Origin of the sequence: Sphingomonas sp. (assembly GCF_004799495.1) — a bacterium.
Taxonomy (GTDB): domain Bacteria; phylum Pseudomonadota; class Alphaproteobacteria; order Sphingomonadales; family Sphingomonadaceae; genus Sphingomonas.
In genome coordinates this window covers 36791-63042 of record NZ_SSMY01000012.1, presented here as the reverse complement: position 1 = coordinate 63042, position 26252 = coordinate 36791, and the positions used below count along the sequence as shown (strand labels likewise).

Here is a 26252-nt window from a genome sequence, read left to right as displayed (position 1 = left end):
GCGTGTGCGCGGCGCGGGCATTAAGATTCCATGTGCATAAAGCTTTCGGGGGCGAAGGAAGGCGGTGGATCGTCCGAGAACCCCTCGACGTGCCTGATCGGAAGGGCCAATTTACCGCAATGGGCATGCCTGTACCTCACTCCGAAACCGCATCGGCCCGGCTGGGCGGTTATGTCGGTGCCGCCCTCTTGGTCGGCGTCGCGACGCTTGCCGGTCTCATACTTTCGCCCGGGTACGGCACGTCGGCGATCGACCTGCTGTATCTGCCCGCCGTATTGGTCGCGGCGATCGTCGCGGGCCGGCGAGCGGCACTGTTCGCCGCGGTCGGATCGGCGCTTGCTTATAATTTCTTTTTCACCGCGCCCCGCTTCACCTTCCACGTCGATGATCCGAACGACATCCTGACGATCGTCGTTCTCTTCGCCGTCGCGGTGGTGGTCAGCTGGCTGGCCGGGTCGGTCCGCGAGCAGGCGCGCCGGGCCGACGCGCACGCCGCGCGCAACGCGACGATTGCGGGGTTCGCGCGCCGCTTGCTGGGCAGTTCGACCGAGCATGAGATCGCAACGGCGGCGATGGATCAGTTGGCGACGCTTTTCGCCTGCAACGCTGTTCTGGTCGACGATGGCGATGGGGGGCGGTTGGTATCGGCGGCGCCGGCGATGGCATCGCTCACGCCCGCCGACATGGCGGTCGCGAGCTTGGTGCTGAGGAACGGCGAGCGCGCCGGGCGCGGTCTCGAACGCGCGGTGCCGACCGAATGGCAGTTCCATCCGGTGCGGTCCGATCAGCCGGTGATCGCCGCGGTGGGGCTGGCGCGCGACGACGGCGTTCCGCCGGTGCGCAAGGAGCAGCTTGCGTTGCTCGACAACCTGCTCGACCAGCTGGCGCTGGCGCTGGAGCGCAGCCGCTACGAACTGGCCGCCCGCGCGGCGGGCGAAGAACGCGAGCGCGATCGGTTGCGGTCGATGCTGCTGGCCACGATCGGGCATGACCTCAGGCCGCCCATAGGGGCGATCACCGGCGCGGTTGCCGGGCTGCGGCGCGAGGGCAAGGCCGACAAGGCACTGCTCGGCACGGTCGCGGCGGAGACGGTGAAGGTCGAGCGCTATCTCGGCAATCTGCTGCACCTGACCACGCCGTCCGACCAGCGGCCTGTCATCGCGGGCGACGTGACGATCGATCTGTTCCATCGCACCGTCACGCGCGATGGCGAGCCGGTACATTTGGCGCCCAAGGAATATGCGGTGCTCGCCGAACTGGCCAAGTATCCCGGCCGCGTCATCGGCCACGATCACTTGCTCCGCACCGCCTGGGGGCCGGCGCAGGCGACGCAGGTCGACTACCTTCGCGTGGCGGTACGCGGGCTGCGTCGAAAGCTGGAGCGCGATCCGACGGTGCCGCGGATCATCATCAACGAACCGGCGGTCGGCTATCGGCTGGTCGCGGCTTAGCGAACCCGCGGCCCGCCAAAGGGGAGAGGCGGCGGGGGACGGCGGTCGCGGCGCGGCAGCTGCGCCTGGTAGGCGTGGCCGCAATGCTGGACGCAATAGGGGAAGCCCGGGTTCACCTTTTCGCCGCAGAAATGGAAATCGGGCTCGCCGGGGTGGCCGAGCGGCCATTTGCAGATCTTGTCGTTGAGATCGAGCAGGCTCGTCTTGTCGGCCATTTCGGGCGACGGCTTGGCCGGGACCAGCCGGCGCGGCGGGGCGGGGGTGATCGGCGGCTGCTGCTCGCCCGGCGCCTGACGCACGAACCCGCCCGGGCCGACCGAGCGCAGGATCGGTTGCGGGGCCGCCGGCGAGGTGTCGGTGGTGATGTTGATCGGCGCGGCCGAAATCGGCGTCGGCGCGGGCGTCGGCGCCGGTGCCGCGGCGGGGGCCGGGGCGGGGCGCGGGGCTGGCTCGGCAACGGGCGCCGCCGCCTTCTTCGCGAGGGCGGGGGCGGGCGTGTCGGAATCGTTGGGCTTCACCGGCGACGGGCGCGACTGCAGCCCGAGGCGATGCGCCTTGCCAATCACCGCGTTGCGGCTGACCCCGCCCAAAGATTCGGCGATCTGGCTCGCGGTCTGTCCCGCTTCCCACATCTTGCGCAAAGCGTCGATCCGCTCGTCGGTCCAGCTCATGGTCGTCCTTTTCACATCATCATGCGGGCGGTTGCGGCGGCCCGCGTCCCGGCCTACCTGCGAAGCCGATGGACATGCCCACCACGCCGCCCGAAAAAATCCCGGCGATGCCGCCCTTCGGCGTTCCGGTGATCCGGAGCGTGAATTGGGGTGGCTTGAGAACCCTCTATGTGAAGGAGGTGCGCCGTTTCTTCAAGGTGCACCTGCAGACTATCTGGGCGCCGGCCGCGACGACGTTGCTGTTTCTGGTCGTGTTCACTATCGCGACGGGCGCCAAGCGGCCCGTCACGGTCGGGGGCGTGGACATCCCGTTCGCCGACTTCATCGCGCCCGGCCTGATCATCAGCCAGGGCATGATGGGCCCCGCCTTCGCCAATTCGAGCTTCTCGCTCCTGGTCGGCAAGATCCAGGGGACGATCGTCGATTATCTGATGCCGCCGCTATCGACGATGGAATTGCTGTCGGCGCTGGTCGGGGGGGCGATGACGCGAGCTTTCATCGTCGGGCTCATCGTATGGGCAGCGATGGCGCTCTACGGCATCGGGGTGTGGCCGCAGCATCTGTGGGCGGTGGTGTGGTTCGGGTTCCTCGGCGCGATGTTCCTGTCGTTGCTCGGCGTGCTGACGTCGATCTGGGCGGACAAGTTCGACCATGCCGCGGCGGTCAGCAATTTCGTGATCATCCCGCTCGGGCTGCTGTCGGGGACCTTCTATTCGGTCGACAAGCTCGCCCCCGCGTTCCGCGCGTTCAGCCACGCCAACCCGTTCTTCTACATCATCTCGGGCTTCCGCTACGGCTTCCTCGGCACCGCCGATTCGCCGATCCTGGTGGGCGGCATCGCGGTGTTCGCGCTCGACGTGGTGCTCGCGCTGACGTGTTATCTGCTGCTCAATTCGGGGTGGAAGACCAAGAGCTGAGCGTCAGCTATCGAGCGTCTCGGCGAGATCGTTGAGCACGCCGGCGGGGTCGGCTTCGATCGGGTCGCCGTGCGACACGATGATGCGCTGGAGGTCGGGGGTCGCCGCCCAGTCGCGGAACTGCCGCGCCAGCGCCTTCGGGTCCTCGACCAGTTTGTGGCGGATGACGCGAGGCACCTGCGGCTCCGCCACCCCGAACCCCATCAGTCGCCCCACGATATGCTGCAGGAGGCCGTCGGGGTGGTGCAGATTGCCGATCAGGTCGTTGACCACCAGCGTCGTGCCAGCATCGCGCTTCACGACCAGTGCGCCTTCATGCTCACCGGTGCCTGGCATCGTCACGAAACGCACCGCGGGATCGCCGAGCACATCGGTCGTGGCGTCAACCGGCACCGCTTCTCTGACCGCGTTCTTCGCGCCCGGCGGGGTGAGCACGCGCAAATCGGGATAGCGCTGCTTCCAGATGCCGGCGTCGAGCCGGTGATGATCGCTCGGTACGATCAGGAAGGCGGGAGTGCCCATCGCGTCGATCCGCGCCATCTCGGGCTCATTCAGCGCCACCGCGCTCCAGATCGCGGTGCCGCCGCTCGCCAGCCGCACCACCGTCATGCGGCGCGGGAAGCTGCCGAGCGGCATCTTGATCGTGCCGGCGACGGTCAGGATGCCGTCGTCGATTTCTTCGAGCGGGCCATGGTCCATCACTTCCCAGCGTTCGAGCGTGTCGGGCATGTTTCTCTCCTCAGCCTCCGAAAAAACCGATACGCCGCCGATTCGATCCCGGTGTTGACGGTGTTGGGCGCTCCCAAGTAAATGCACCCTCCGGGCGGCCTTCGGGCCGCCTTTCTCGTTTGAAGGAGCCAGCCCCGTGACCATCACCGCCCTCATGCCCGTCTATCCGCGGTGCGGCGTGCGGCCGGTGCGAGGCGAGGGCTGCTATTTGATCGGCGAGCGCGGCGAGCGCTATCTCGACATGGCGGCGGGGATCGCGGTCAACGCGCTCGGCCACGGGCATCCCAAGCTGGTCAAGGCGATCGCCGACCAGGCCGCGACCCTGATGCACGTGTCGAACCTCTACGGCAGCCCGCAGGGCGAAAGTTTGGCACAGCGTATCGTCGACATGTCGTTCGCCGACACGGTATTCTTCACCAACTCGGGCGTCGAGGCGATCGAGTGCGCGATCAAGACCGCGCGGCGCTATCACGACGTCAACGGCAACCCCGAGCGCCACAAACTGATCACCTTCAAGAACGCGTTCCACGGCCGCTCGCTCGGCGCGATCTCGGCGACCGACCAGCCCAAGATGCGCGACGGGTTCGAGCCACTGTTGCCGGGGTTCGACTATGCGCGCTTCAACGATCTCGAAGGTGCGCTCGCGCTGATCGACGATGAGACCGCGGGCTTCATGGTCGAGACCGTGCAGGGCGAGGGCGGGATGACCGCGGGCACGCCCGAATTCATCAAGGGCCTGCGCAAGGCGTGCGACGAGCATGGGCTGCTGCTCATCTTGGACGAAATCCAGTGCGGTTACGGCCGCACCGGCAAGATGTGGGCGTACGAGCATTACGGCATCACCCCCGACATCATGACCGTGGCCAAGGGCATCGGCGGCGGCTTCCCGCTCGGCGCGTGCCTCGCGACCGAGGAAGCGGCCAAGGGCATGGTGATCGGCACGCACGGCTCCACGTACGGCGGCAACCCGCTGGCGATGGCGGCGGGCGAGGCGGTGCTCGACGTGATGCAGGAGCCGGGGTTCCTGGAGCACGTGACCGCGATGGGCGACCGCCTGCGCGCGGCGTTCGAGCAACTGATCCCCAATCACGATCACCTGTTCGAGGAAATCCGCGGCAAGGGCCTGATGCTCGGGATCAAGATGAAGGAGCCGGCGGTCAGCCGCGATTTCGTCGCGCACCTCCGCGACAATCACGGCCTGCTGACGGTCGCGGCGGGCGAGAACGTGTTCCGCGTGCTGCCGCCGCTGGTGATTGAGGAAGAGCATATCGCCGAGTGCATCGAACGGCTGAGCGAGGGCGCGCGGACGTTCGGGATTCCGAGCGATGACTAGCGCGCGGCAGATCCCCTCTCCCATCGGGAGAGGGGCAAGCTGCGCAGCAGCGCGGGGTGAGGGCAGGGTCGAATCGCTCCTTGCTGCCCTCACCTTTCCGTCGCTTCGCTCCTCCCTTCCTCTCCCACAGGGAGAGGAATTGTGAGGCACTTCCTCAACCTCTCCGACGCCGGGCCCGACGGGATCGCCGCTATCCTAGCCGATGCGATCGACCGCAAGGCGGCGCGCGCCGGCTGGCCGAAGGGCAAGGTCGACGCCGACGCGCCGCTCGCCGGGCACGTGCTGGCGATGATCTTCGAAAAGAACTCGACCCGAACGCGGGTGAGCTTCGACATGGCGATCCGGCAATTGGGCGGACAGTCGATCGTGATGGAAGCGGGGCAAATGCAGCTCGGCCGCGGCGAGAGCGTCGCCGACACCGCGCGCGTGCTGTCGGGGTTCTGCGACGCGATCATGATCCGCACCGACGACCACGCCAAGGTCGTCGAGATGGCCGAATACGCGAGCGTACCGGTGATCAACGGCCTGACCGATTATTCGCACCCGTGCCAGATCGTCGCCGACCTGCAGGCGATCATCGAGAGCGGGCACAATCTGCCGGGCCTCAAGGTCGCGTGGCTCGGCGACGGCAACAACGTGCTTGCCTCGCTGATGGAAGCGGCCGGGCTGATGCAGTTCGACGTGGTCGCGGCGTGCCCGCAAGGCTTCATGCCGCCCGACGAGGACGTGGCGCTGGGCAAGGGCCGCGCGCGCGTCGTCGGCACGGCGCAGGAAGCGGTGGAGGGCGCCGACGTGGTCGTCACCGACACGTGGATCTCGATGGGGCAGGCGCACGCCGACACCAAGCTTGCGGCGATGATGCCGTTCCAGGTCGATGCCGCGCTAATGGCGGCGGCGAAACCCGATGCGAAATTCCTCCACTGTCTCCCCGCGCACCGCGGCGAGGAAGTGACCGCGGAGGTGATCGACGGCCCGCAATCGTTGATCTGGCACGAGGCCGAGAACCGGCTCCACGCGCAGAAATCGATCCTGCGCTGGTGCTTCGGGCAGATCGGTTGAGTTGCTTCGCCGCCGCCAGCGCCTATGTCTGGCGGCGATGACTTCCCCTGAAATCGCCGACATCGACGAAGCACTCGGCTTCACCATTCCGGAACGCCACGCGCGCGGGCGGCTGGTGCGGCTGGGGCCGGTGCTCGACGAGATTCTCGACGCGCATGCCTATCCGCCCGCGATCGAGGCATTGCTCGCCGAGGCGCTGACGCTGACCGCGCTGATCGGGTCGACGCTCAAGGATCCGTCGGGGCAATTGACGCTCCAGGCACAGACGCAAGCGGGCGTCGTGACGCTGCTGGTGTGTGATTATCGCGGCGGCGAATTGCGCGGGTACGTCCAGTACGACGCCGACAAGCTCGCCGAGGCGCCGCAGGACCCGACGCTGTTCGCACTGTTCGGCGAGGGATATCTCGCGATCACCTTCGACCTCGCGCAGACCAAGGAGCGCTATCAGGGGATCGTGCCGCTCGACGGCGAGACGCTAGCGCAAGCCGCGCAGAGCTATTTCGTCCAGTCCGAGCAGATCCCGACGCTGATCCACCTCGGCATGCAGCGCGACGGCGCGGGGCGCCACGTCGCCGGGGGCCTCTTCCTCCAGCATCTGCCCGAAGGCGAGGACGGGCGCGAGCGGCTGCACACGCGGCTCGACCATCCCGAATGGGAGCATGTCGCGATTCTTGGGGGCACGATGGGCGCGGACGAGCTGGCCGATCCCGATCTGCCGCTCGAAACATTGATCTGGCGGCTGTTCAACGAAGAGGACGAGGTGCGCGTGCTCGCGCGGACGCCGCTGGCCAAGGGCTGCCGCTGCGATGCCGATTACATCTCCAGCGTGCTCGCCAAATTCACCCCCGCCGACCGCGCCGAGATGGCCGACGCCGACGGGATGATCCAGGTCGGCTGCGCGTTCTGTGCGAAGTCGTTCCCGGTCCCGGCGGACGTTTCCGTCCAATAAACACTGCCGCGGCCCTGCCATAATGTGGTGGCAGAGGCGCCGCATGGGGACGGGGAATCGATACATTGCGGCGGCGCTGGCCGTCGGTCTGACCGCCGGGGTCGCGGCCGCGGCGGGGCCGTTCGGCGCGCTCGCGGGGCTCGATCGCGGGCGCTGGCAGTTCGGGATGATCGGCGGCGGCATGGGGCGCGTCGCGTGCGTTCCCGATCCGCTGCGGCTGATCCAGTTCAACCATCCCGGCCCGCCGTGCGCGCATTTCACGATCCAGGACGCGCCCGATCACGTCACCGTCCAGTATAATTGCGGGCCGCGCGGGTACGGCAAGACGACGATCACGGTGCAGGACCCCGGCCAGATCCGCCTCGACACGCAAGGGATTTCGCCCGAGGGGCGGCCGTTCGATGCGAGCTACGATGGTCGATTCGCCGGCCCGTGCGCCCCGCCACCGCCGCCGCCGCGTTAAGCCGCCGTTTATCGTTGGGCGCGTACAGGAACATTGCTCGTTTCGAGCGCGTTTTACTCCCTGGTTGACGCATGGAAGCGTCCAAACTGGGCCACCCGTCAAACGGTGGCCCGTTGTTTGGGGATCTTGCAGAAGCACGGTGCCGGCCCGCTCCCCCGCCCATCGAATATCCTGATTGGGTGGTCGGGCGAGGGAGCGGGCTGGTACCGCATCCTCGCGTGAGCGAGGCGAACATCGTTGCCAGCGGCGCGTGCGACGCCTAGCGACGCGCAAATCATGCAAAACTCACCCCTGGCGGTCGCCCTCGTGTCGGGCGGGCTCGATTCGATGGTCGCCGCCGCGTCGATGAAGGCGAACGGCTATCGCCTGCTCGCACTGTCGGTCGACTACAACCAGCGCCACCAGATCGAGCTGGCCGCGGCGCGCCGGATCGCGCATTTGCTCGGCGCCGAGCACCATGTCGTGCTCCCGCTCGATCTGCGTGCGTTCGGCGGGTCGGCGCTGACCGCCGATATCGACGTGCCCAAGGGGGGTGTCGGCGACGACATTCCGGTCACCTACGTGCCCGCGCGCAACACGATCTTTCTCAGCCTGTGTCTCGGCTGGGCGGAGGCGGCCGACGCGCGCGACTTGGTGATCGGGGTCAACGCGCTCGATTATTCGGGCTATCCCGATTGCCGGCCGGAATTCGTGGCCGCGTTCGAGGACATGGCCGCGCTCGCCACGAAGGCGGGGGTCGAGGGCGAGCGGTTCCGCGTCCACACCCCGCTCCAGCACATGTCCAAGGCCGACATCGTGCGCGAGGGGACGCGGCTCGGGCTCGATCTGGGACTAAGCTGGTCGTGCTACGATCCCGCGCCGGGAGGCTTGCATTGCGGGCTTTGCGACAGCTGTCGGCTGCGCGCCAAAGGTTTCGAGGAAGCTGGGGTCACCGATCCGACCGCTTACGCAGTCACACCATGAGTTACGCAGTCAAGGAGATGTTCCTGACGCTGCAGGGCGAGGGCGTGAATGCCGGGCGCCGCGCGGTGTTCGTGCGCTTCGCCGGGTGCAATCTATGGTCGGGGCGCGAGCAGGATCGCGCGACCGCAATCTGCCGGTTCTGCGACACCGATTTCGTCGGCACCGATGGCGAAGGCGGCGGCAAGTTCGCCGATGCGGGGAGCCTCGCGGTGGCGGCGGCCGATTTCTGGGGACCGGACCGGGCCGAACGGTTCTGCGTGCTGACCGGGGGCGAGCCGATGCTCCAGATCGACGATGCGCTGGTCGACGCGCTCCACGCCGAGGGCTTTGCGGTTGCGATGGAGAGCAACGGCACGTTGCCCGCGCACCCGGGGGTCGACTGGGTGTGCATCAGCCCCAAGGCCGGAAGCGAGGTGGTCCAGCGCGCCGGCGACGAGCTCAAGCTGGTCTGGCCGCAAGCCGGCAGCGACGTGGAGGCGATGGAGCGGTGGGATTTCGCCCACTTGCTGGTGCAACCGCTCGACACCGGCGACCCCGCCGGCAACGCGGCAAGCGAAGCCGCGGCGATCGCGCTGGTGATGGACCGTCCGCGCTGGCGCCTGACGCTGCAGGCGCACAAGCGGTTGGGACTGCGCTAACTACTTCTTCTTGCCGCAATAGCTGATGTTGTACTTGCCCTTACGCCAGCATGTCGGCTGGAAGTCGGGGAGGAACAGGTACGTGCGCGAATAGAACGCGCCTGGAAATTGCTGCTCGCCGAACGGCACCAGGCTGTTGCGCAATTCGCGCATGTAATTGACCGCGACCTCGCCCAGCTGACCGCGCGGTGCGAAGTTCGCCGCGCTGCCCACCTTGGCGGCGGTCTGGCAGAAGCCCAATTGCGCGTTGACCGTCGAGAACGCCGAATAGGTGCGCGTGCCGAACCGGTCGAACGCGGTCTGGCCGGCGGCCTTGGTCTTGGCGGTGCGGACGAAATAGCCGTTCAGCGTGTCATACGCGTTCTTCAATTCGGCGTTATGGTCTTTGAGCACCGCATTGTAATGGTCGGCCGTCAGCAGCATCGGCGCGAAGTTGCACTGTAGCGCGGCGACGTTGAGCGCGGAGCGCAGGTTCCACACCAGCCCCGCGCGGATTTCGGCCGGGGTCGCGCCGGGGAGCGGCATGCCGAGCTCGGGCTCGAGCCCGGTGACGGGGCCCCCGCGGAAATCGTACGATTTGAGGAAGAATTGCGCCGATGCCGGTGCGCCGACGAACAAGCCGGCAGCGGGCAGGGCACCCGCCAAGATACGCCTGAAACCAAACCCCACCATCTTCGTCCCTTCGACCTCGTGTTCAACCATGTCTAAAAGGGTTTCGGCGCGTGCCAAGTGGTTTTGCGCTGCGATCGCGCGCCGCCGGAATCGAAAGGGGCCGCCCGGCAAGCGGGCGGCCCCTCGAAAACCGACCATCCATCCCCGAAGGGAAGGACGACCAGCGCGATTACATCGCGTTGCCGGTCGTGTTGGTGGTGACCGTGGTGTTGGTCGTCGACATCGTGTCGTTGGCCATCGTGCCGGTGTCGTTCATGGCGCCGGCGTCGGGCGCGGTCATCGTGTCGTTCATCGTCTCCGTGGTGGTGTTCATCTCGGTGACGTTGGCAGTCTCGGTCTTGGCGCACGCCGAAACCGCGAGCGCAGCGGCGGCGATCATGCTGCCCTTGATGATGAAAGAACGCATTTGGAAGCTCCCTAGATAAAGGATTTGGTCGGCTTTTTCCGGCCTTAATAACCCAAATCGACGTGGACATTAATCGGTAATGACGCTTTGCTCAAGCCGCTTTGTGCTCTGCGCCAGTTGGTCGAGGAAATCGGGAAGGCGCGCGGCGAGCGCGGTGTCGAACGCTGCGGGCGGAACCGGCACCCCCAAAGCCCCCGCGCTGGTCACCGCGAAATCGGGGAGGCCGCACGGCACGATCCCGCCGAAATGCGTAAGATCGGGGTCGAGATTGACCGAAAAACCATGCAACGTGACCCAGCGCTTCACGCGCACGCCTATCGCGCCGATCTTGGCTTCGGCGGCACCGTGCCCGGTCCAGATGCCGACGCGCCCCGGTTCGGCGCGCGCGGCGATGCCGAAATCGCCCAAGGTCGCGATCAGCCACTGCTCCAGCGCATGGACGAAACAGCGCACGTCGCGCCCGCGCTTGTTGAGGTCGAGCACCAGATAGCCGACGCGCTGCCCAGGCCCGTGATAGGTGTAACGCCCGCCGCGCCCGGTATCGAACACCGGGAAGCGGGGATCGATCAGCTCGGCCGGATCGGCGCTGGTTCCCGCGGTGTAGATCGGCGGGTGTTCGAGCAGCCAGACCAGCTCGCGCGCCTCGCCCGCGCCGACCGCGGCCGCGCGTGCCTCCATCTCGGCCAGGCTGTCGGCGTACGGCGTCAACCCCGGTGAGACGCGCCATTCGATGTCGTGGATGAGCACGCCCGCCGCGTTACGCCGCCCACGCCGCGCGGCGCAAGCCATTGGCAAGCCAATCCGCGCTGCGCTAGAGCGACGCTCACGCGATAACGGGCGTGGTTCGGAAGGGGTCGGGATATGGTCAATATGGGCAACGTCTGGGACCGGACGACCGAATTCCTGAGCGACAACGCCCGCGCGCTGCTGCCGATCGCGCTGTTCGCGATGCTGATCCCGCACGCGATCAACGCGCTGGTCGGTCGCGCGGGAAATACGGTCCATCCGCTTGCGGCCTCACTGATCGGTCTCGCTTGCGTGTTGGCCGCCTTGTGGGGACAGATCGCGGTGGTGGCGCTCGCGCTCGATCCGGCCGGCGGCCGCGCACGTGCGGTGGGGGCGGCGACGGCGAGTTACGGACGCGCGCTGTTGGCGATGCTGTTCGTGCTGGTCGTGCTGTGCGTGCTCGCGCTGCCGATCCTGGGTGTGTTCGCGGCGAGCGGTGCCGATCTGTCGGCGTTGCGCAACGGCGGGATGGCGCATGCCGACCTGTCCGGCGCCGCGACGACGTTCGTCGTGATCTATTTCCTCGCGCTGATTGTGCTGGCGATCGTCGCCACGATCCGGCTGGTGCTGCTCTATCCGGTGATCGTGGCGGAGGGCGGGGTGATCCGCGCGATCCAGCGCTCGGCGGCGCTGACCGGCGGCATCTTCTGGAAGACGCTCGGGGTGTGGTTGCTGTTCACCGTGGTCTATCTGGTCGCGTCGATGGCGGTCACCTCGGCGCTCGGCGTCGTGGTCGGGCTGTTCAGTCCGCTCGCTCGCCCGTTTTCGGCGGGCAGCATCATCGTCGCGATCCTGAGCGGGATCGTCACGACGGTCTTCACGCTGGTCGTCGCGGCGTTTTCGGCCAAGCTCTACCAAGCCGCGCGCGGTGCGCGCGAGGGAGCGGCGGCCGCCGCGTGACGCTGCGCCCGGCGACGATCTATGCCGACGCCTGGGCAGGCTGGCGGCGCGACTGGCCCGTGCTGACCGCCATTGCGGGGATGTTCGTGTTTTTGCCGCAGCTCGCGCTGCTGCTGCTGGTGCCCGACTTGCCCGATATGTCGACGGTTACCGGGACCGACCCCAACGACCCGACGATGCAGGCCTATATGACCGCGTTGCAGGCGTGGGTCGGCCATTACGGCCTGATCTACCTGTGCGTGGTCCTGGCCGCGATGTACGGCCAGTTCGCGATCGTCGCGGTATATCTGGCGCCGGGCCGGCCGACGGTCGGCAGTGCGCTCGGCACCGCGCTTCGGCTGCTACCGCGGCTGGTACTCGCGTCGATCGTGTGGATGCTGCCGCTCGGGCTGGCCGGCATGATCCTGATCCGCTTGCCGTTCCTGATCTTTCCGATCTTCGCGCTGATCCTCGCGCGCACGCTGCTGGTCGGCCCCGCGATCCTGGCGGCGCGGCCGATCGGCGCGGTCGCCGCGATCGGGCGGAGCTTCGTGCTGACCCGCGGGCATATGCTGCTGCTGGCCAGTGTCGTGCTCAGCGTCGTGCTCGCGCAATATCTCGCCGCGCTGCCGTTCGTCGCGGTCGACCAGTGGATGGCGAAGCACGCCCCCAATCCGATCGCGCGCGCGATCGTCGACACCTTCGCCGCCGGCACCGCGGCCTTGGGCGCGACCGCGATGGCGCTGGTGCAGGTCGCGGCGTGGCGAAGGCTTAGCCCGCGCTAGGAAACCCGGTCTGCCGCAAGGCTTCGCCGAGCGTCATGGCGGCCGCCACCGCCACGTTGAGCGAGCGAAACCCCGCTCGCATCGGGATCGTGACTCGCAGATCGGCGCGGTCATGGACCCGATCGGGGGCGCCCGCGCCCTCGCTGCCGAACAGCAATATGTCGTCCGCCGCGAACCGCGTGTCGTAGAGCGACGACGCCCCCTTGGTCGTCAGCAGCACCAGCCGCCCGCTCGCCTGCGCCTCGAACGCGGCCCAATCGGCGTGACGCACGACATCCGCCACCCCCGCATAATCCATCCCCGCGCGCGCCATCGCGCGGTCGCCATACGCGAACCCCATCGGCTCGATCAGGTCGACGCCCACCCCCATGCACGCCCCCAGCCGCACGATGGTGCCGACGTTCCCGGCGATGTCGGGCTGATAGAGAGCGATGCGCATCAAAAACCCGTTGGCAAACGGGCGCGTCCCTGTCTATCAGGCCCGCAACCTTCGTGGGGACGGAGGGCTTATCGGCGGGCGCGGCATCCCAATGCTGCCTCAAAGCGTTCCGCCACCGGATTTTTGACGTGCAAGGGCTTAGCTGAATGGCGACCGACATGGCTGCAACACCGGGCGAGTCGCCCGATCACGTGAGCGACCCGCGCCGCCGCGACTTCCTCAACATCGCCGCGGTGGCATTCCCCGCAGTCGGCGGCGGAGTCGCGATCCTCTACCCGCTGATCAACCAGATGAGCCCGTCGGCCGATGTGCTCGCGCAGTCGACCACCGAAATCGACCTGTCGAAGATCCAGCCCGGCCAGGGCGTGATCACGACGTTCCGCAAGCAGCCGTTGTTCGTCCGCAATCTGACGCCCAAGGAAATCGCCGAGGCCGATGCGGTGCCGGTGTCGTCGCTGCGCGACCCGCAAACGTTGGAGCAGCGCACCAAGGACGGGCACAAGAACTGGCTGATCACGCTCGGCGTGTGTACCCACCTCGGCTGCATTCCGCTCGGGATCAACGAAGGCGACAATCGCGGCAAGTTCGGCGGCTATTTCTGCCCGTGCCACGGCTCGCAATACGACACGGCGGCGCGCATCCGCCAGGGGCCGGCGCCCAAGAACCTCGCCGTTCCCGATTACAAGTTCACGTCGCCGACCGCGGTCGTGGTCGGTTGAGGGGGTAAGAGAAAATGAGTTTCCCCTGGGCCAAGCAGTACGAACCCAAGGCGCCGCTGATGCGCTGGCTGGACGAGAAGCTGCCGTTGCCGCGCCTAGCCTACAACGCCGTCGGCGCGGGCTATCCGGTGCCGCGCAACCTCAATTATTTCTGGAACTTCGGCGTCCTCGCGGGCGCCGCGCTGGCGATCCAGATCGTCACCGGTATCGTGCTGGCGATGCATTTCCACTCGTCGGCGGCGGGTGCGTTCGATTCGGTCAACGGCGGGATCATGCGCGACGTCAACGCGGGATGGTTCCTGCGCTATGCCCACGCCAACGGCGCGTCGATGTTCTTCATCGTGGTCTACACGCACATTTTCCGCGGGCTTTATTACGGGTCGTACAAGGCGCCGCGCGAGATGGTGTGGCTGCTCGGCGTGGTCATCTTCCTCCTGATGATGGCGACCGCGTTCATGGGTTACGTGCTGCCGTGGGGCCAGATGAGCTTCTGGGGCGCGCAGGTCATAACCGGCTTCTTCTCCGCGATCCCCGTGGTCGGCGAGAATATCCGCGTCTGGCTGCTCGGCGGCTACGCGCCCGACGACGCGACGCTCAACCGCTTCTTCTCGCTCCATTACCTGCTGCCGTTCGTGATCGCGGGCGTGATCATCCTGCACATCTGGGCGCTGCACATTCCGGGGTCGAACAACCCGACCGGCGTCGACGTGAAGGGCGAGCAGGACACGGTGCCGTTCCACCCGTACTATACCGCCAAGGACGGGTTCGGGCTGGGCGTGTTCATGACCGTCTTCGCGGCGCTGATCTTCTTCTACCCCGACTATCTCGGGCACCCGGACAATTACATCCCGGCCAATCCGCTGGCGACGCCGGCGCACATCGTCCCCGAATGGTATTTCTGGCCGTTCTATGCGATCCTGCGCTCGTTCACCTCGGACTTCATCCTGCCGGCCAAACTGTGGGGCGTGCTCGCGATGTTCGGGTCGATCCTGCTCCTGTTCTTCCTGCCGTGGCTCGACAATTCGCCGATCCGTTCGAACAACTACCGGCCCAAGGCGCGGACGGCGTTCTGGGTGCTGGTCGCCGACGTGCTGATCCTGGGCTATTGCGGCGGGTCGCCGGCCGATCCGCTGTACGTGATCCTCGCGCAGATCTGCACGGCCTATTACTTCCTGCACTTCCTGGTGATCCTGCCGCTGATCGCGCGCAGCGAACGGCCCGTGCCGCTCCCGAATTCGATCACCGAAGCGGTGCTCGCCGGGCATGGCGGCACCAGCCCGTCCGAAACCGCGCTGGCGCACTGAAGCGAGCTATAGGGGATATTTGAGACATGGTTCGCGGCATTGCATTCCTGGTCGGCGCAGCCTTCGCGGCGGTGGTCGCCTGGGCGCTCCTCTGGACGGTCCAGGGACTGTTGACCGACCCGACCCCGAAGACCTGGACCGGCGCGCCGCAGACCGCGGAGAGCGAGTTCCACCTGCACCCGCGCGCCGCCAACCTGGCGTCCGACGGGATCATGGGCAAGTTCGACCAGCAGCAGCTCCAGCGCGGCTTCCAGGTCTATAAGGAAGTCTGCTCGGCGTGCCACTCGCTGCGCTTCGTGGCGTTCCGCGACCTCAAGGGAATCGGCTATAACGACGGTCAGGTGAAGGCGATCGCGCAAGGCTTCGACACGATCCCGACGACCAACCCCGACACCGGCGAGCCCGCGACGCGCAAGGGCACGCCCGCCGACCACTTCCCGCTGCCGTTTGCGAACGACATCGCGGCGCGTGCCGCGAACAACAACGCGATCCCGCCCGACCTCAGCTATATCACGCGCGCACGGCATGGCGGGCCGGATTACGTCTATTCGCTGATCACCGGCTATCGCCCGCAATCGGCGGAGATGCTGGCCAAGTTCCCGGATATCAAGACGCCCAAGGGACTCTATTCGAACCCGTATTTCGCGAACCTCAACATCGCGATGCCGCCGCCGCTCAAGTCGGAAGGGCAGGTCCAGTACGCCGACGGCACCAAGCCGACGGTCGACCAGATGGCGAAGGACGTGGCGGCGTTCCTGGTGTGGACCGCGGACCCGAACCTCGAGACGCGGCACCAATACGGCTTCTTCGCGGTGCTGTTCCTGCTGATCTCGAGCGGGCTGGCGTTCGGTGCGTACCGCAACATCTGGCGCGACGTGAAGCATTGACCGGACGCGGTTGGCGCCGCGTCTCACGAATCTATCGACGGGGCAGCCCGCGAACGGAACCAGCCGTTCGCGGGCTCGTTTCGTCTCCGTCGCGGCGCGTTCGGCCGCTCGTCCCAGTGGAGACGGACATGAAACTTCGCACCCTTGCACTCGGCGCGGTCGCGCTCGCTTCGCTCACCGCCTGTGTCGATGACGGCTATGGCTATTCGGGCCTCAGCGTCGGTTATGGCCCGGCGGGTTATTATGGCGGCCGCGGCTATTACGGCGATTTCTACGACGGCGCGTACGGGTCGCCCTATTACGGCTGGTACGGCGGTTATTATTATCCGGGCAGCGGCTATTACGTCTACGATCGCGACCGCCGGCCGTACCGCTGGAACGGAACGCAGCAGCGCTATTGGCAGAGCCGCGGACAATATTGGCGCGGCGACCGGCGCGACGAGTGGCGCGGTTTCGCGCGCGGACCGCAACGCGGCGGCGGCGACGGTTATCGCTGGCGCGGGCGGCGTTGATCCTGATCGGCTCGCGCCGATAGGCGGCGCCGCACGTCAGCGTCAGCTGGCCGAGCCAGCACGCGTCCGGATCAGCCCGTTGGCGACGAAGGTCATCACGGGTTGGTCGTGCTGGTTGAACACCGTGGTCCGCCCCTTGGTGATCCCCATGCCGGGGCGGCTTGCCGACAGGCGTTTGTCCAGCAACTCGCTTTCGCAGCGAAGCGTGTCGCCGGGATAGACCGGGCGCAGCCACTTGAGTTCGTCGATTCCCGGCGATCCCAGCCCGGCCTGGCGGTGCTCGCGGAAATGCTCGACCGTCATCCGCATCGTCATCGCCGCAGTGTGCCAGCCCGACGCCGACAGCCGCCCGAAGAAGGTCCCGGCGGCAGCTTCGTCGGACAGGTGGAAGGGCTGCGGGTCGTACTTTTCGGCAAACGCGATCACTTCGTCGCGGGTCACCTCGTACCGGCCGAAGTTTGCCTTCGACCCGACGATCAGGTCCTCATAGTACCGCAGGCCGTCGTTCACCGCCCCAGCGCCGCGCGGAACGGTGCGTCGTCGCCGTCGAGGTCTCGTCCCGCCGGCAGCCCGAGCAAGTCGCGCAGCAGCGGCGCGATATCGACATTGTCGAACGTCGCCAGCTTGCCGAGCGGCTTGATCGCCGGTCCGCTGGCGATGAACAGCGCGAGCATATCGGGGGAGAAATTGTCGTAGCCGTGCGCGCCGCCCTCGATCTTGAACTTGGGCGGGTGCGCGACGACGGTCCAGCCGGTGTCGGGCATGCACAGGATCGCCGGCACGCGCGCGTTGTGGCCGTAATGGAAGCGTTCGGGCACCTCCGCCTTGCGGTAACAGGTCAAATGCGCGCCGTGCGCCCCGAGCAGCGCCTTTTCGACCGCCGCTTCCTTGCCGGGCTTGGGATTGACCGACGCATACACGCCGTCCTCGACGACATCGTAATCGTCGGTGTTGCTGAACGTGTCGAGCACGATCACCCGGTCGGCGGAGATCGCCGCCATGCCGTGGTCGGCAACGATGACGAAATTGACCGGCTGGCCAAGCCCCGCGATTTGCTCGCGCAATCGCCCGATCGCCTTGTCGACCGTCGCGACGGCGTCGGTCGTGCGCGGGTCGGCGGGGCCGTATTCGTGCCCCGCGGTGTCGACCTCGTCGAAATAGAGCGTGACGAAGCCGGGCCGAGTCGCCGCCGGGCGGCGCAGCCAGTCGACCACGCCGTCGACGCGCTGCTTGTCGCTGACCGCCTGGTTGAACTGCATCCAGTCCTGCGGACGGATCCCGCCAACCATTGGGTTGGGCCAGTCCTTCGACCGCGACCCGCCCCAGGCGACGTTGCTGCCCGGCCAGAACATCGTGGCGGTATGGATCCCGGCCTTCTCCGCCGTCACCCAGATCGGCTCGGCCGCGTTCCACCAATAGGGGTCGTCGGACTGCATCGTGAACGGCGCGGGCTGACTGGCGTCGACCATCTTGTTGGCGACGATCCCGGTGCGGTCGGGGCGCAGCCCGGTGACCAATGTCCAGTGATTGGGGAAGGTCTTGGACGGATAGCTCGGCCGCATCGCCGCGCTGATCCCGCCCGCCGCGAGCGCGTTGAGGTTGGGGGTCACGCCGCGGTCGAGATAATCGGGCCGGAAGCCGTCGATCGAGACGAGGATCGTGACCGGCGCCGGCGCGATCGTCGGCTGCGATACGTCGGACGCCGCCGGCACGCCGCGGTCGGGCGGGAGCATCAAATCCGATGTCGTCGAGCATCCCGCCAGCGTCAGGCCGGCGGCGAGGAAAACGGTCCGTGCGATCCAGCGCATCATCGACTCCCTAAGCGGTCTCCAACTGCATGCCGGAAATCGCGGCTATCCGCCAAGGGTCTATTTCTGCAAGGGCTGGCCAGCCACGCTCAGTGCACGCCGGTGCGAAGCGATTTCTCCTTGGACCGCCATTGCGCGAATTCGTGGAAGCACAATGGGCGCTTGAGCTGCAGGCCGATTTGGCCGTCGCGGCACCAGCGCACCAGCGCACCGCGTTCGCCCAGCCCCTCGGCGACGACCTTGCAGGTGCCGCCCGGCGACAGTGCGCGGTTGGTGCGAAGGCGCATGCCGCCCTGCGACGCATCGACGATGTCGGCGGGGAAATCGCCCTCGGGCACGCGCAGGATGCCCGGTTCGCCGATCCGCACGCGCGGCGCGCGCACGCGGCGGCCGAGCTCCTGCATCGCCTGATGCGCCAGATAGGAAAGGATCGGCACCTTGCGGTCGAATTCCACGCCGATCGACGACCCGCTGGTCCAGACCACGCGGCCCCGCATTCCGCGGCCGGTCCTGAGCTCCAGCTGGACTCGGTCGCCGACCGAAAGGTGGCAATACACCTCGGCGCGCAATCCGCCGGCCGATACGTTGCGCAGGATGCACAATTCGTCGCCGCGCTCGGTGACGAGCTTGGCGACTTGCAACACGGTGCGATGCCGGACATCGGCCCGCTGGTCGCCCGCGGGCCTTGCTACGTCGGGTTCCGCCCCTCCCGATCGGCTGCCTAGAGTTGCTGGCATTTCCTCCTCCGTATATCTACAGAGCGCAACATATCTAAAATAGAATTCGTTCCTGATGAAGTATAGTATAAAGGCCGTTAACTATCGTAATGGGCATAATATCGTCCATAAACAGCCATTTTGGTGCGTTTTCGCCATGTCTTATACTGTATTATTGCTCCGCATCAGGTAAACTTTCTTCAACTACCTATGCTTAACTTGATGAAACCGGTCCAGCCGGCGGGCGCGCGGCCATAGGCGGCGTCGAGCGCGCGCGGCTTGGCGATCACGAACCCGCTACCGCCGACCGCGGCGTCGAGCGACCCGACGAGCTTCAGGCGATAGGCGTAACCCGCCTCGCCGCGCGTCACGCGGAACGGACGGTCGTGCAGCGGGCTGGCGGGGTCGGGGAACAGTTCGTCGTTGGCGACATTCTCGACCCGTCCGAACAGCGCATGGTGCACGCCCAGATTCCAGTTCGCCTCGCCGATCCATGCAGTGAGAGCGCGCCCCGGCAGGCGATTCTTTGACGAGAAACCCGCGAGCGCGGAAAAGCCGCCGCGCGCATATTGCACGCTCGCGGTGGTGCGCGCTTCGTCCACGCCGGGCTCGAGCGCCTCCGGACTCTTGAGCCGGCCGTAGCTGACCTGCGCCGACCAGTAGCGCGAGGGGTTCCACGTCGCGCGCACGCTCCACGAATCGAGCCTCGGCATCTCGATGTCCCAGCGGTGCTGGTCGGGCTCGCGCCCGCGAAATGCCGAGCCTTCGAACTGCCACCGGTCGCTCGACACGCCGGCGGTGATTACGCCGAAGCTGATGTGCGTGCTGTCGAACCAATGGTGCGTGATCGGCGCGAGCGGCAGGAATTGCGCGGAAGCGCGGTGCATGAACGCCGAGGGGCCGAGCGCCGGCTCGGCGACCGGGCCGCCATAGACGAACCCGGTGACGCCGCGCCCGAGCGGTACGTCGACCCGCGCCGACAGCTCCATGAACAGGTCGTGCGGATGCTGGCGGTCGATCAGCGGCGTCGCGCCGTCGGCGGTCTCCCCGGTCGCGAACAGGTTGGGATAGCCGCGCGCGCCCATCAGCGCGTCGAGGCTGAGCATCGATCGCAGCGTCAGCTTCGCGCCGCGCCAGTCGCGGCTCGCCTCGACCATCGCCATCGACGTGACGAACGCCTCGCGGCTGCCGCGCGGTCCGCGCTGATCGGTATACGCGCCCCAGACATAGCCGTGGAGCATCAGCATCCAGTTGCCGGCGGTCAGGTGCAGCCCGTGCATCGCGCCCTCGGCCCCCGGATTGCGCGCGGTGCCCGATCCCGTCGCGAACGCGGTACTGCCCATCGCCATGCCCGGCATTGCCGCCGTTCCCACTATCGGTTTGCCCTTCGGCATCCCCATTTCCGGCATCGCTGCACCGGATGCGGGGGAGGGCGGCATGGCCATGTCCGGCATCGCCGGAGCCGGCGCGCGCGGCACGGCAGCGGGCGCCGGCATTTCCATCCTCGGCATGGCGGGGGGTGCGGGCATATCCATACCGGCCATCGGATCGGCGCGTTTCGCCGGGACGGAAGTCTTGCGCACCGGTGCGCGGCGGACGGCCGGCTTCACCTCGCGTTTCGATACCGGCTTGGCCTTGGGCGCGGGCTTGGCGGGCATTGTCATCCCCGGCATCGACTGCGCCAGCGCCGGTGCGGGCGCGAACGCAACGCCCAGCATCAACAATGCGCGCATCATTTCGCCACCATCCATGCCGCCATCGCGACCATCATGAGGTTTTCCGTCAGGGACACTAAACCCAACGGCACGTTGCTCGACCCGCCGACGCACGCGCATTGGAGGTCGCGCCGGTCGACATAAACCGCTTTCACGACCGACACCGCCCCAACCGACCCGATCAACAGCGCCACAGCCACCGACAGCCACATCGCCGCGCCCGCCGCCATCAGCACGCCGGCCAACCCTTCCAGGAGTGGGTAGAGATACGCATACGGTACCCAGGCCCTCGCGAGCAGATCGTAATTAAGGAACATCGTCGAGAAGCGCTCGACATCCTGCAGCTTGAGCATCGCCAGCAGGCACATCGCGAACGCGACGACCCACTCGCCCGCGCGCACCGTCAGCGGTGTGCCGTAGGCGGCGAAACTCGCGGCCAGCGCCATCACCGCCGCCATACCGAAAACCGCGATCACCGGCTGATAGCTCGTATCGCCCTTCGCCGGTGCGGGCAGCCCGAAGAAGCGGCGCAGATCGTCGTTGCCGCCGATCCGCCGTCCATCGATGAACGTCTGCGGTGTCGTTTCGACATGCTGCTCGGCCTTGAACGCATCGGTTTCCGCGCGCGTCTTCAGCCAGTGATCGTCGACCGTGTAGCCGTACCGTTCGAGCAGCCATTTCGATTTCAGGCCGTAGGGACAGACATGCTCGGGCATGACCATGCGATAGAGCGTCGCGCGCTTTGATTCGGTCGCCATGTCCCCTATCTAGCATCCGTACCGTGGTACGGAGTCAAGCGATGTCCGGGATGACGATCGGAACGCTCGCCGCGGCGGGCGGGGTGGGGGTGGAGACGGTGCGCTATTACCAGCGCCGCGGGCTGCTCGCGGAACCGGCACGCGCCGGGGGCGTGCGGCGCTACGACACGGAAGATGCGCGACGACTGCGCTTCATCCGGACGGCACAGGCGGCGGGGTTCACGCTCGACCAGATCGCCGAACTGCTCGACCTCGACGCGCGCGATGATCGGTCTCGCGCGCGCGAACTGGCTCGCGAGCGGATCGCGGCGCTCGACGCGCGGATCGAGGAGCTGACCGTTGCGCGCGATGCGCTGACCAGGTTGGCACGCGAGTGTGGCAAGGGCGGCACGGGGCCGTGCCCGATTATCGCGGCTTTCGATCAGCCCTGACCGAAGACCGATGCCATGCGTTTGACCCGCCTCATTACCTATTGCTACGTATAACCCTTTGACTTTCCCCCCGACCACGGCATCTTCGCGACCGGGAAGACGGGGCGCGCGCCAGCGCGTCCTGATGGGGGGACGCGGGCATGCAGCGCGAGCAGGCGGCAGCCACGGAGGACGCGACGGGCACCTCGGTGCGCATTCGCCTGCCCGACGAACGGCTGCGCAGCTTTGCGACCTTCTACTATTTCGTCGACTGCTTCGAGCCGCTCGAGGATTTCCTCTATCCCGAATGGGGCAATGTGCGCTTCACAACGCGCGGCGCGTGGATCATCCAGCTCGGACGGCACTATCCCAGCTATCCGATGACCACCGCGCTGTTCGGTCCGACCGACCGCGCCGCGAAGGTGACCAGCCAGGGGGGCAAGACGGTCGGGTTCGGGCTGACTCCGCTCGGCTGGCAGCGGCTGGTCGGCGTGTCGGCGGAAAAGCTCGCCAATCGCGTGATCCCGCTGGGCGACGCGATGGGGCGGCCCGATGGCGAACTGCTCGCCGAGCTGATCGCGGCGGGGGACGACGACGCGGCCGCCGCGGCGATCTTCGACCAACTATTGCTCGAACGGCTCGAACAAACGCCACCCAACCCCGACTGGGCGATCCAGCTCGACCATGTCGTGCGCGAGCGGCCGCACGACGTCGAGGCGTTCGCCGAGCGGGTCGGCGTACCCCACCGCACGCTCGCCCGGCTATGCCGCCGCGTGTTCGGGTTCGGGTCGAAACGGCTGCTGCGGCGCCAGCGCTTCCTCGCGACGCTCGGCCAGATGCGCGTCAACGAGCAACGCCATTACGTCTCGCTGATCGACCCGGAATATTTCGACCAGGCGCATTTCGTCCACGAATTCCGCGAGTTCATGGGGCTGAGCCCGACCGAATTCCTCGCCGCCGCCCGCCCGCTGATGGGGCAGGCCGCGCTGGTCCAGATGGCGCAGGGCATCCCGCTGTCGTTCGCACTGCCGCCCGCCCCGCCGGAGGAGTAGGGGCGTCCGTTAGTCGGCAGGTGGATCTATCGAGACCAACCGGTCGGTCACCAGCGTGACGATCACGGCGCTGAGAACGATCGGCGCGATCACGACCCACATCAGTATGTACTCGACGCCTTGGAGGTCGCCGCCCCTGCCTTCACTCTCGGCTCCGCTGATCCCCAGCCATATCTCTATGACAAACAATGGCACGCCGACGGCGACCGCCAGCATCTGTCGCCGCGAACCTCCCGCCATTCGCCATGCCACGGCGGGCAATTGCAGGAGAAGCAAACCGCACACGAGCCCGGCTATTCCGACCGCCGAGCCAAAGGCCCCGATACCGAACATCCCTGCAGCGAACACGATCGCCAGCACGACACCGACGCGAACAATATCAGCCACGATCGCGCGCCGCGCATCAGCTATGCAGGAAGTGCATCACGTCGCCGTCGTGGACGACGTAGGCCTTGCCCTCGGCGCGTAGCTTGCCGGCCTCGCGCGCTTTCGCCTCGCCGCCCAGCGCAACATAGTCGTCGTAGGCGATCGTTTCGGCGCGGATGAAGCCCTTTTCGAAATCGGTGTGGATCTCGCCCGCCGCCTCGGGCGCGGTGGCGCCGGCGTGGACGGTCCAGGCGCGCGCTTCCTTGGGGCCGACGGTGAAGAAGGTGAGGAGGTGGAGCAATTTGTAGCCCGCGGTGATGACGCGCGCGAGGCCGGTTTCGTGCAGGCCCAGTTCGGCAAGGAATTCGCCGCGGTCCTCGGGCGGCATCGTCGCGATCTCGGCCTCGATCGCGGCGGAGACCACGACCGCTTCGGCGCCTTCCGCCTTGGCCTTTTCGAACACGCGCGCCGAATGCACGTTGCCGCTCGCGGCGTCGCCCTCATCGACGTTGCAGACGTAGAGCACGGGCTTGGCGGTGATGAGCTGCGCCTGGCCGAACACGCGCGCTTCCTCGGCGTCCTTCGGCTCGGTCAGCCGTGCGGGCTTGCCGTCGCGGAGCAGGCCGAGCGCCTGGCCGAGCACGCTCGCCGCGATCTTCGATTCCTTGTCGCCCTGCGCCGCCTTCTTGGCGAGGTTGGGGACGCGCTTTTCGAGGCTTTCGAGGTCGGAGAGCATCAATTCGGTCTCGACCGTCTCCGCATCCGCGATCGGATCGACCTTGCCCTCGACGTGCGTCACGTCGCCATTCTCGAAACAGCGCAGCACGTGGACGATCGCGTCGACCTCGCGGATGTTGCCGAGGAACTGGTTGCCGAGGCCCTCGCCCTTCGACGCGCCGCGCACGAGGCCGGCGATGTCGACGAAGGCGAGCTGCGTCTCGATGATCTTCTGCGAACTGGCGATCGCCGCGAGCTTCTGCAGCCGCGCGTCGGGCACGCCGACGTTCCCGACATTGGGCTCGATCGTGCAGAACGGATAGTTCGCCGCCTGCGCCGCCGCGGTTTCGGTCAGCGCGTTGAAGAGCGTCGACTTCCCCACATTGGGAAGCCCGACGATGCCGCATTTGAAGCCCATTGTTCTCGCTCAGGGATAGGAAAGCGGCTCCTGTAGGCGGCGGCGCGGCAAAGCGCCAGCCGCCCGGGGTTCAGGCGTCAGCCGTGGCCGTGCTTGCCGGCGCCACCGCCACCCTTGCCGCCAGCCCCGCCGCCGGGGTTGCCGCCGCCATTGCCTCGGCCGGCACCGCCGCCACCGTTGCCACGCGGCTGAGGAGCAGGCGCCGCTTGCGGTTGGGGGCGGGGTGCCTCGACCCGCGGCGCCGACGGGGCTCGGAATTGCCGGGCTTCACCGCCGCCGCCGTGCCCACGTCCTTGCGCCTGCGCCTGTGGTTGCGGGCGTTCGACCCGCGCTGGCGGTTGCGGTCGTTCGATGCGAACTTGTGGTTGGGGTCGCTCGACGCGCGGCGCGCGGTCGGGCTGGGCACGGAGGGCGCTGCGGACATCGGCGCGCCGGCCGGCGCCGTGATCGGGGCGCGGCTGGGCGACGCGCGCGGGCGCTGCCTGTGGCACATTGCCGCCGCCTTGCGGCTGGCGCATCGGGGCCGCGAAGCGCGCGCCCTTGCCGTGCTGGTCGGGGGCGATCGCAGCGCGGCGCGGATCGGGCGCCGCCATCGCAGCCGGGTTGCCGCGGTCGCGCCCGTCGCGCGCCACAGGCGCCTGCGGTGCCGCCGCAGCAACAGCCTGCCGCTCCACCCGCGCCGGCTGGAAGCGCTTGTCGTCGCGCGCCCATTTGGCGTTGCTCCACGCCGCCGGGATCGCGCGCGGCGGGGGCGGGGTGCGGAAGGCTTGCGCGCGCCACTGGTCGAAGCGCTGCGTGTCGGCCTGGCGCCGCACCGCTTCCTCGCGCCAATAGGTCGCCTGGCGCGGGGCTGCCGCCGTGTGGAACTCGCTCCACAGCGGCTGGCGCGCGCGCGCCTCGCTCCAGGTCGTGCGCGCGGCGACGATCGTCGGCTGACGCGCGGCCCAGGCGGCGGCGCTCACCGCGCGCCGGTCCTCGCGATGCGACGCGGCATACATGTCGCGCCCGCGCAGGTAATAGCGCGCGGCATAGTCGCGGCTCGCGCCGTAATCGGCATAGGGTAACACCGTGCCATAGCGGTCGTAGATCACCGCCAGCCCGTCGCCGTCGTAACCATAGCCATAGTCGGGATCGCGCACGAAATAGGGCGCGTCGGCGCCGGGGCGGTAGTAGTAATAGCGATAGCCCTGGTCGAGCGGTTCGAGGAACACGACCGACTGGTCGTACCCCTCCCACGCCCAGGGATCGACGCCGTCATAGTCGAAATAATAATCCGGCGGCGCGTCGCCGAGCACGTCCTGGTAGTCGTACGCCGCATCGGCATAGCCATAATAGTCACGCGGATTCGCGACGCGCACGGTACGCAACGGCGCCGCCGTCGGCAGCGCCGCGACTTCGGGCGCGGTCGGCCACGCGGTCGACCCGCGCGGATCGAGCGGCAGGGTCGCTGGCAAGTCGGGCAGGCTCGACGCCGCGGTCATCTGGCTGTCGGTGGCCTGGCGGCCGCACGCGCCGAGCGAGGCCGCGATCGCGATCGCGGCACTTGCGCCCAGCATGCGGCGGAATATCGGGTTGCTCATGGCGTCTCTCCGGTCGTCTGTCCCCCGGAACGGTCGGGAATAGCGCCCCGTTCCTGAATTCATGCTGGCCGGCCCGTTCATCGGGCGGTTCGCCCCACGCTGGGGCGCCCGGCCGCGCCAAGGGATTGCGTGGCGTGCGACGTCATGCCA

Annotated in this window: 31 protein-coding genes; 17 read left to right on the top strand and 14 right to left on the bottom strand. The window is 67.5% G+C overall.

Annotated features, from left to right (window positions below; genetic code table 11):
* Nucleotides 1–125: 125 nt before the first annotated feature.
* Nucleotides 126–1451 (top strand): DUF4118 domain-containing protein, encoded by a 1326-nt coding sequence (locus E7773_RS14105; RefSeq protein WP_293992498.1) that lies wholly within the window; start codon nt 126–128, stop codon nt 1449–1451.
* Here the strand turns inward: E7773_RS14105 and E7773_RS14100 are convergent.
* Nucleotides 1448–2122 (bottom strand): GcrA family cell cycle regulator, encoded by a 675-nt coding sequence (locus E7773_RS14100; RefSeq protein WP_293992495.1) that lies wholly within the window; start codon nt 2120–2122, stop codon nt 1448–1450. The two genes, E7773_RS14105 and E7773_RS14100, sit on opposite strands and share 4 nt — an antisense overlap.
* Nucleotides 2123–2229: 107 nt before the next feature.
* Between E7773_RS14100 and E7773_RS14095 the strand changes: the two genes are divergently transcribed.
* Entirely contained in the window at nt 2230–3039 is an 810-nt protein-coding gene (locus E7773_RS14095; RefSeq protein WP_293992721.1) for an ABC transporter permease, read from the top strand.
* Nucleotides 3040–3042: 3 nt separating this feature from the next.
* On the opposite strand, the gene E7773_RS14090 is transcribed toward E7773_RS14095, so the two are convergent.
* Complete coding sequence (locus E7773_RS14090) at nt 3043–3768, bottom strand: hypothetical protein (protein ID WP_293992493.1); 726 nt, start codon at nt 3766–3768, stop codon at nt 3043–3045.
* Nucleotides 3769–3904: 136 nt separating this feature from the next.
* Between E7773_RS14090 and E7773_RS14085 the strand changes: the two genes are divergently transcribed.
* The 6 genes from E7773_RS14085 (at nt 3905) to queE (ending at nt 9173) form a co-directional block, all read left to right on the top strand.
* Nucleotides 3905–5101, top strand: a complete 1197-nt coding sequence (locus E7773_RS14085) for an aspartate aminotransferase family protein (protein WP_293992491.1) — start codon at nt 3905–3907, stop codon at nt 5099–5101.
* A gap of 138 nt (nt 5102–5239) precedes the next feature.
* Nucleotides 5240–6160: an ornithine carbamoyltransferase gene (argF, locus tag E7773_RS14080; protein WP_293992718.1), complete on the top strand. Its 921-nt coding sequence runs from the start codon at nt 5240–5242 to the stop codon at nt 6158–6160.
* Nucleotides 6161–6197: 37 nt separating this feature from the next.
* Nucleotides 6198–7109, top strand: a complete 912-nt coding sequence (locus tag E7773_RS14075; RefSeq protein WP_293992488.1) for an Hsp33 family molecular chaperone HslO — start codon at nt 6198–6200, stop codon at nt 7107–7109.
* Between the two features lie 43 nt (nt 7110–7152).
* Nucleotides 7153–7572 (top strand): hypothetical protein, encoded by a 420-nt coding sequence (locus E7773_RS14070; RefSeq protein ID WP_293992485.1) that lies wholly within the window; start codon nt 7153–7155, stop codon nt 7570–7572.
* Between the two features lie 276 nt (nt 7573–7848).
* The gene (gene queC, locus E7773_RS14065; protein WP_293992483.1) at nt 7849–8535 is read left to right on the top strand and encodes a 7-cyano-7-deazaguanine synthase QueC; all 687 of its coding nucleotides are present in this window, start codon (nt 7849–7851) and stop codon (nt 8533–8535) included.
* Nucleotides 8532–9173 (top strand): 7-carboxy-7-deazaguanine synthase, encoded by a 642-nt coding sequence (queE, locus tag E7773_RS14060; RefSeq protein ID WP_293992480.1) that lies wholly within the window; start codon nt 8532–8534, stop codon nt 9171–9173. Before queC ends, queE begins: the two co-directional genes overlap by 4 nt.
* On the opposite strand, the gene E7773_RS14055 is transcribed toward queE, so the two are convergent.
* The 3 genes from E7773_RS14055 to lipB form a co-directional block, all read right to left on the bottom strand.
* Nucleotides 9174–9818 carry a hypothetical protein gene (locus tag E7773_RS14055; protein WP_293992477.1) on the bottom strand — a complete coding sequence of 215 codons (645 nt, stop codon included), beginning with the start codon at nt 9816–9818 and terminating at the stop codon, nt 9174–9176.
* A gap of 196 nt (nt 9819–10014) precedes the next feature.
* Nucleotides 10015–10251 carry a hypothetical protein gene (locus tag E7773_RS14050; RefSeq protein WP_293992475.1) on the bottom strand — a complete coding sequence of 79 codons (237 nt, stop codon included), beginning with the start codon at nt 10249–10251 and terminating at the stop codon, nt 10015–10017.
* A 69-nt stretch (nt 10252–10320) separates the two neighbouring features.
* Nucleotides 10321–10998, bottom strand: a complete 678-nt coding sequence (lipB, locus tag E7773_RS14045) for a lipoyl(octanoyl) transferase LipB (RefSeq protein WP_293992473.1) — start codon at nt 10996–10998, stop codon at nt 10321–10323.
* A 114-nt stretch (nt 10999–11112) separates the two neighbouring features.
* Here lipB and E7773_RS14040 point away from each other — a divergent pair, with 114 nt between their 5' ends.
* Nucleotides 11113–11937: a hypothetical protein gene (locus E7773_RS14040; protein WP_293992471.1), complete on the top strand. Its 825-nt coding sequence runs from the start codon at nt 11113–11115 to the stop codon at nt 11935–11937.
* Nucleotides 11934–12701, top strand: coding sequence for a hypothetical protein (locus tag E7773_RS14035; protein WP_293992468.1), 768 nt, complete (start codon nt 11934–11936; stop codon nt 12699–12701). Before E7773_RS14040 ends, E7773_RS14035 begins: the two co-directional genes overlap by 4 nt.
* On the opposite strand, the gene E7773_RS14030 is transcribed toward E7773_RS14035, so the two are convergent.
* Complete coding sequence (locus tag E7773_RS14030) at nt 12688–13140, bottom strand: tRNA (cytidine(34)-2'-O)-methyltransferase (protein WP_293992466.1); 453 nt, start codon at nt 13138–13140, stop codon at nt 12688–12690. The genes E7773_RS14035 and E7773_RS14030 overlap by 14 nt on opposite strands.
* 158 nt (nt 13141–13298) lie before the next feature.
* On the opposite strand from E7773_RS14030, the gene petA reads away from it, so the two are divergent.
* The 4 genes from petA to E7773_RS14010 all read left to right on the top strand — a co-directional run bounded on the left by petA (nt 13299) and on the right by E7773_RS14010 (nt 16562).
* Nucleotides 13299–13859 (top strand): ubiquinol-cytochrome c reductase iron-sulfur subunit, encoded by a 561-nt coding sequence (gene petA, locus E7773_RS14025; RefSeq protein ID WP_293992463.1) that lies wholly within the window; start codon nt 13299–13301, stop codon nt 13857–13859.
* A 14-nt stretch (nt 13860–13873) separates the two neighbouring features.
* Nucleotides 13874–15163: a cytochrome b N-terminal domain-containing protein gene (locus E7773_RS14020; RefSeq protein ID WP_293992461.1), complete on the top strand. Its 1290-nt coding sequence runs from the start codon at nt 13874–13876 to the stop codon at nt 15161–15163.
* Between the two features lie 26 nt (nt 15164–15189).
* Entirely contained in the window at nt 15190–16050 is an 861-nt protein-coding gene (locus tag E7773_RS14015; protein WP_293992459.1) for a cytochrome c1, read from the top strand.
* A gap of 128 nt (nt 16051–16178) precedes the next feature.
* Nucleotides 16179–16562 (top strand): hypothetical protein, encoded by a 384-nt coding sequence (locus E7773_RS14010; protein WP_293992457.1) that lies wholly within the window; start codon nt 16179–16181, stop codon nt 16560–16562.
* Nucleotides 16563–16604: 42 nt separating this feature from the next.
* Here E7773_RS14010 and E7773_RS14005 read toward each other — a convergent pair whose 3' ends face one another.
* The 4 genes from E7773_RS14005 to E7773_RS13990 all read right to left on the bottom strand — a co-directional run bounded on the left by E7773_RS14005 (nt 16605) and on the right by E7773_RS13990 (nt 20429).
* The gene (locus tag E7773_RS14005; protein ID WP_293992717.1) at nt 16605–17060 is read right to left on the bottom strand and encodes a MaoC family dehydratase; all 456 of its coding nucleotides are present in this window, start codon (nt 17058–17060) and stop codon (nt 16605–16607) included.
* 8 nt (nt 17061–17068) lie between these two features.
* Nucleotides 17069–18373, bottom strand: coding sequence for an ectonucleotide pyrophosphatase/phosphodiesterase (locus E7773_RS14000; protein ID WP_293992454.1), 1305 nt, complete (start codon nt 18371–18373; stop codon nt 17069–17071).
* Between the two features lie 86 nt (nt 18374–18459).
* On the bottom strand, nt 18460–19107 hold the full coding sequence (locus E7773_RS13995; RefSeq protein WP_293992452.1) for a PilZ domain-containing protein: 648 nt from the start codon (nt 19105–19107) through the stop codon (nt 18460–18462).
* 179 nt (nt 19108–19286) lie between these two features.
* Nucleotides 19287–20429 carry a hypothetical protein gene (locus tag E7773_RS13990; RefSeq protein ID WP_293992449.1) on the bottom strand — a complete coding sequence of 381 codons (1143 nt, stop codon included), beginning with the start codon at nt 20427–20429 and terminating at the stop codon, nt 19287–19289.
* Between E7773_RS13990 and E7773_RS13985 the strand changes: the two genes are divergently transcribed.
* Nucleotides 20395–20859, top strand: a complete 465-nt coding sequence (locus E7773_RS13985; RefSeq protein WP_293992446.1) for a hypothetical protein — start codon at nt 20395–20397, stop codon at nt 20857–20859. The two genes, E7773_RS13990 and E7773_RS13985, sit on opposite strands and share 35 nt — an antisense overlap.
* Here E7773_RS13985 and E7773_RS13980 read toward each other — a convergent pair.
* A complete protein-coding gene (locus E7773_RS13980; RefSeq protein ID WP_293992443.1) occupies nt 20819–21559 on the bottom strand; it encodes a glutaredoxin in 741 nt (246 codons plus the stop codon). The genes E7773_RS13985 and E7773_RS13980 overlap by 41 nt on opposite strands.
* Before the next feature lie 41 nt (nt 21560–21600).
* Between E7773_RS13980 and E7773_RS13975 the strand changes: the two genes are divergently transcribed.
* A complete protein-coding gene (locus E7773_RS13975; RefSeq protein ID WP_293992441.1) occupies nt 21601–21990 on the top strand; it encodes a MerR family transcriptional regulator in 390 nt (129 codons plus the stop codon).
* A 140-nt stretch (nt 21991–22130) separates the two neighbouring features.
* Nucleotides 22131–23021 carry a helix-turn-helix domain-containing protein gene (locus E7773_RS13970; RefSeq protein ID WP_293992438.1) on the top strand — a complete coding sequence of 297 codons (891 nt, stop codon included), beginning with the start codon at nt 22131–22133 and terminating at the stop codon, nt 23019–23021.
* Between the two features lie 9 nt (nt 23022–23030).
* On the opposite strand, the gene E7773_RS13965 is transcribed toward E7773_RS13970, so the two are convergent.
* The 3 genes from E7773_RS13965 to E7773_RS13955 form a co-directional block, all read right to left on the bottom strand.
* Nucleotides 23031–23408: a hypothetical protein gene (locus E7773_RS13965; protein WP_293992435.1), complete on the bottom strand. Its 378-nt coding sequence runs from the start codon at nt 23406–23408 to the stop codon at nt 23031–23033.
* Between the two features lie 16 nt (nt 23409–23424).
* Nucleotides 23425–24522, bottom strand: a complete 1098-nt coding sequence (gene ychF / locus E7773_RS13960) for a redox-regulated ATPase YchF (RefSeq protein WP_293992432.1) — start codon at nt 24520–24522, stop codon at nt 23425–23427.
* Between the two features lie 77 nt (nt 24523–24599).
* Nucleotides 24600–26102 carry a hypothetical protein gene (locus tag E7773_RS13955; protein ID WP_293992429.1) on the bottom strand — a complete coding sequence of 501 codons (1503 nt, stop codon included), beginning with the start codon at nt 26100–26102 and terminating at the stop codon, nt 24600–24602.
* Between the last annotated feature and the right edge of the window lie 150 nt (nt 26103–26252).

Coding starts and splice junctions, on each gene's coding strand:
- E7773_RS14020 (WP_293992461.1), top strand. CDS start 13,874: ATGAGTTTCCCCTGGGCCAAGCAGTACGAACCCAAGGCGCCGCTGATG.
- queE (WP_293992480.1), top strand. CDS start 8,532: ATGAGTTACGCAGTCAAGGAGATGTTCCTGACGCTGCAGGGCGAGGGC.
- E7773_RS14050 (WP_293992475.1), bottom strand. CDS start 10,251: ATGCGTTCTTTCATCATCAAGGGCAGCATGATCGCCGCCGCTGCGCTC.
- E7773_RS14015 (WP_293992459.1), top strand. CDS start 15,190: ATGGTTCGCGGCATTGCATTCCTGGTCGGCGCAGCCTTCGCGGCGGTG.
- E7773_RS14070 (WP_293992485.1), top strand. CDS start 7,153: ATGGGGACGGGGAATCGATACATTGCGGCGGCGCTGGCCGTCGGTCTG.
- E7773_RS13990 (WP_293992449.1), bottom strand. CDS start 20,429: ATGGGCAGTACCGCGTTCGCGACGGGATCGGGCACCGCGCGCAATCCG.
- E7773_RS13975 (WP_293992441.1), top strand. CDS start 21,601: ATGTCCGGGATGACGATCGGAACGCTCGCCGCGGCGGGCGGGGTGGGG.
- queC (WP_293992483.1), top strand. CDS start 7,849: ATGCAAAACTCACCCCTGGCGGTCGCCCTCGTGTCGGGCGGGCTCGAT.
- E7773_RS14090 (WP_293992493.1), bottom strand. CDS start 3,768: ATGCCCGACACGCTCGAACGCTGGGAAGTGATGGACCATGGCCCGCTC.
- E7773_RS14000 (WP_293992454.1), bottom strand. CDS start 18,373: ATGATGCGCTGGATCGCACGGACCGTTTTCCTCGCCGCCGGCCTGACG.
- E7773_RS13955 (WP_293992429.1), bottom strand. CDS start 26,102: ATGAGCAACCCGATATTCCGCCGCATGCTGGGCGCAAGTGCCGCGATC.
- E7773_RS14010 (WP_293992457.1), top strand. CDS start 16,179: ATGAAACTTCGCACCCTTGCACTCGGCGCGGTCGCGCTCGCTTCGCTC.
- E7773_RS14040 (WP_293992471.1), top strand. CDS start 11,113: ATGGTCAATATGGGCAACGTCTGGGACCGGACGACCGAATTCCTGAGC.
- E7773_RS14100 (WP_293992495.1), bottom strand. CDS start 2,122: ATGAGCTGGACCGACGAGCGGATCGACGCTTTGCGCAAGATGTGGGAA.
- E7773_RS13970 (WP_293992438.1), top strand. CDS start 22,131: ATGCAGCGCGAGCAGGCGGCAGCCACGGAGGACGCGACGGGCACCTCG.
- E7773_RS14030 (WP_293992466.1), bottom strand. CDS start 13,140: ATGCGCATCGCTCTCTATCAGCCCGACATCGCCGGGAACGTCGGCACC.
- ychF (WP_293992432.1), bottom strand. CDS start 24,522: ATGGGCTTCAAATGCGGCATCGTCGGGCTTCCCAATGTGGGGAAGTCG.
- petA (WP_293992463.1), top strand. CDS start 13,299: ATGGCTGCAACACCGGGCGAGTCGCCCGATCACGTGAGCGACCCGCGC.
- E7773_RS14095 (WP_293992721.1), top strand. CDS start 2,230: ATGCCGCCCTTCGGCGTTCCGGTGATCCGGAGCGTGAATTGGGGTGGC.
- E7773_RS13995 (WP_293992452.1), bottom strand. CDS start 19,107: ATGCCAGCAACTCTAGGCAGCCGATCGGGAGGGGCGGAACCCGACGTA.
- E7773_RS13980 (WP_293992443.1), bottom strand. CDS start 21,559: ATGGCGACCGAATCAAAGCGCGCGACGCTCTATCGCATGGTCATGCCC.
- E7773_RS14075 (WP_293992488.1), top strand. CDS start 6,198: ATGACTTCCCCTGAAATCGCCGACATCGACGAAGCACTCGGCTTCACC.
- E7773_RS14105 (WP_293992498.1), top strand. CDS start 126: ATGCCTGTACCTCACTCCGAAACCGCATCGGCCCGGCTGGGCGGTTAT.